This is a genomic window from Desulfobulbus elongatus DSM 2908 (assembly GCF_000621145.1).
Lineage (GTDB): Bacteria > Desulfobacterota > Desulfobulbia > Desulfobulbales > Desulfobulbaceae > Desulfobulbus > Desulfobulbus elongatus.
The window spans coordinates 1-2,576 of the sequence record NZ_JHZB01000078.1 but is presented as its reverse complement, the minus strand read 5'-3'; the positions used below and the strand labels follow the sequence as shown (position 1 = coordinate 2,576).

Annotated in this window: 3 protein-coding genes; 1 reads left to right on the top strand and 2 read right to left on the bottom strand. The window is 44.5% G+C overall.

Annotated elements, in window-relative coordinates:
* The first annotated feature begins 565 nt into the window (after positions 1-565).
* Positions 566-1,792: a DUF4238 domain-containing protein gene (locus Q362_RS23240; RefSeq protein WP_084312980.1), complete on the top strand. Its 1,227-nt coding sequence runs from the start codon at positions 566-568 to the stop codon at positions 1,790-1,792.
* Positions 1,793-1,840: 48 nt separating this feature from the next.
* Here Q362_RS23240 and Q362_RS0117595 read toward each other — a convergent pair whose 3' ends face one another.
* On the bottom strand, positions 1,841-2,371 hold the full coding sequence (locus Q362_RS0117595) for a GNAT family N-acetyltransferase (protein WP_028319685.1): 531 nt from the start codon (positions 2,369-2,371) through the stop codon (positions 1,841-1,843).
* A 3-nt stretch (positions 2,372-2,374) separates the two neighbouring features.
* On the bottom strand, positions 2,375-2,576 hold a 202-nt coding region (locus Q362_RS24385), incomplete at its 5' end, for a hypothetical protein (RefSeq protein ID WP_211248536.1).

Here is a 2,576-nt window from a genome sequence, read left to right as displayed (position 1 = left end):
TATGCCAACTTGGGGAGAAGTCACTCCCTGAAAAACGACTTAACAGAACCATGAAAGGGAAATCCGGCCATGGCTGTCACTGATTCAGGTTACACTTCCGGTATGGAGAATCGGCGAGACGCTTCTGCAGGCGCAACGTTTAGCCGGAAACCTGTTTGAAGGACCAACAACGATAAGATTTGTTGCCACCTATGAAGGTTTATCCGGGCGAGAACTCACAAGCATTGACCATAGACGCCATGTCTGGGGGAATCAAATAGCACGTCAGCATTCAATTACGCTGAATACACATGTGGACGCACAAGCAATAGATACAAACTTGCCGGAAATCGTGCATCCTCTGTTGTCTCCCCTATATGCATTATTCGACTTTTTTGAATTGCCTACTCAATTAGTTTCAGAGGAATTGTCGCGTATGCGTGGAGGCAATTTTTGATGGGGCGGGGAGTGCTTTTTATGATTTTCTATTTTTTTGGCAAACATAATTTATCGACCAAACAAAAATTCCCAGCCGACGCTCAAATGATGCGAGTCGATTAAAATTGAGCCTTTGGCCTACGAACCGATGGTGAACTCTATCCTGAGAATTGATCCTACTGCCTCTCCTAAAAAAGCCGAGCAGCTTGCAAAAGTGTGGAACGGGGTGGTTAACTTAATAATTGAGGAGATGTTTGCTCGCGCGAAACCTCAAATGAACGATTTACATGTTGATCTTCGTGAAGAGATAGCGCTTGAGCTGGCTAAGTTAATTTTCTTCATTTCAGAAAAAGTTGTGGCTGACCGCATGAACGGTCGGTTAATCGACGATATTGATCCTCAGGATGAACACCAACAATGCTTTAATAAAGAAGGGAAAGAATATATATCCAATACTGCACAAATTTATGCTGATAGAGTTTGGTTACGAATATACTCGGAGAGGTGGAAGCCAAAAACAGAAGCTGCACTAAGAAAGGAGAAACAACATAAGAAAACGTTTATTACCCCAAAGAAAGTTGAAGAAAACCATTTCATTCCAAAGTCATTTATAAAGCGATATTGGGCGGAAGGGCAGTTTGTTTACAGAAACATCAAGAGACCAGAAGGACTTGAAGCGCAAAAGAAAACGCCTCTTGGTAACTGGGGGTTTCGAAAAAATCTATATTCCGACAAATTAGAAGCATATTTGGGACTGCTAGAAGGTGATGCCGTAAGACCGATTCAAATGTTATTGAATGTAGAGCCGTTGAATCGCCCTCAGCGCGAGGCTTTGGTCGGTTTTATAGTAATCCAACGGATAAGAAACCCACATTTCATGGAGTCGCTAGAAAAATCGGTTGCTCCCGTCGTTGCCTCTGAAGTAGGTCCGGAAAAGGTCGAAGATAAGGAATATATGAGGGCCGTGTACGAGACATTGTATAGTCAGAATGACTTCTACGACAAATTGGCGAGACCTATAATGCATAGCCGTTGGGTGATAGCACGCTCAGAAACGCCAGATTTTGTACTGCCGGATGTTTGCAACCTATTTGGGGATTATGAAAACGGGCTATATGTTGTAATGCCCTTAACCCCAACAGATTGTTTAATAGTACTTCCATTTGAAATAGATAAGCCAAGAATTGTTCCACATCATGTTAAGGTTTCTGGTTCAATGCTCAGAGATTTATCGTACGTTTTACGCTGCGCAGCGAAAGAAGAGTTTCTGAGTGGTAGTGGCGCATCTTTTGCCGCTGTCGAGCAAGAGCCTAACCAAGTCATGAAGCAATTAATTTTGGAGTTCGCCAAAACCACATCTGATGGCTTGCGTTAGAAGTCAAGGTTTCTCCAGTTTATCTCAACCTGCACCCCTTACCATACTTCAAAATTTACCCCGCTTTCTGGATGACATCTTGTATTGATTTTTGCCCAATGCAATTTCTGTAAACTCAGGCTCATACCCGACGGTATATTCTTCACCAGTTTCGTTTCTGATGCTTAGAAAATTCCTGTTTCCCTTATCAAAAGGACATCTCGGTACTGGACAAGGCTCGAACCCAAACTTGAAATAGAACTTTACATCTCCAAACACAAAAATCGTATTCTCCCGCCCCCCCCCCTGCCTCAAGGCAAATCGCAGTAACTCAGACCCGATTCCCCGCCTTTGCATCTGTGGTTGCACCGCTATAGGCCCAAGGTGCAGGCCGACGATCTTTTTTCCGTTGTAGGCATTCGTAAACCCAATATACGCGACAACGCTATCGCGTATCAGGCCTACCCATTCGTGAACAGGCCGATTTTGCTCATGCAGTTTGTCAAAGAGCTGGACCTCGTATCTGCTCGGTGCAAAGGCATGATCCAATAAAGATGCGGCCTTGGAATAATATTCCGGGGTGAGTTTGCGAATTTTCATGGTTCAAGCGATATTCAGGATGATGTATCCGACCCCTATTGCCGGGAGGATGAGCAGGGAAAGTGCTCCCAGGCACCCGGCTTTTCCGGGTTTGTTCTGGTTGCCCTGATTGGGGAGCATCCGACAGTTATGCGCATCATTTGATCCTTTTGAGCGTAACAGCGCTATACTGCGGCTGTTTTCTGTTAACGGCCTGATGCATCTC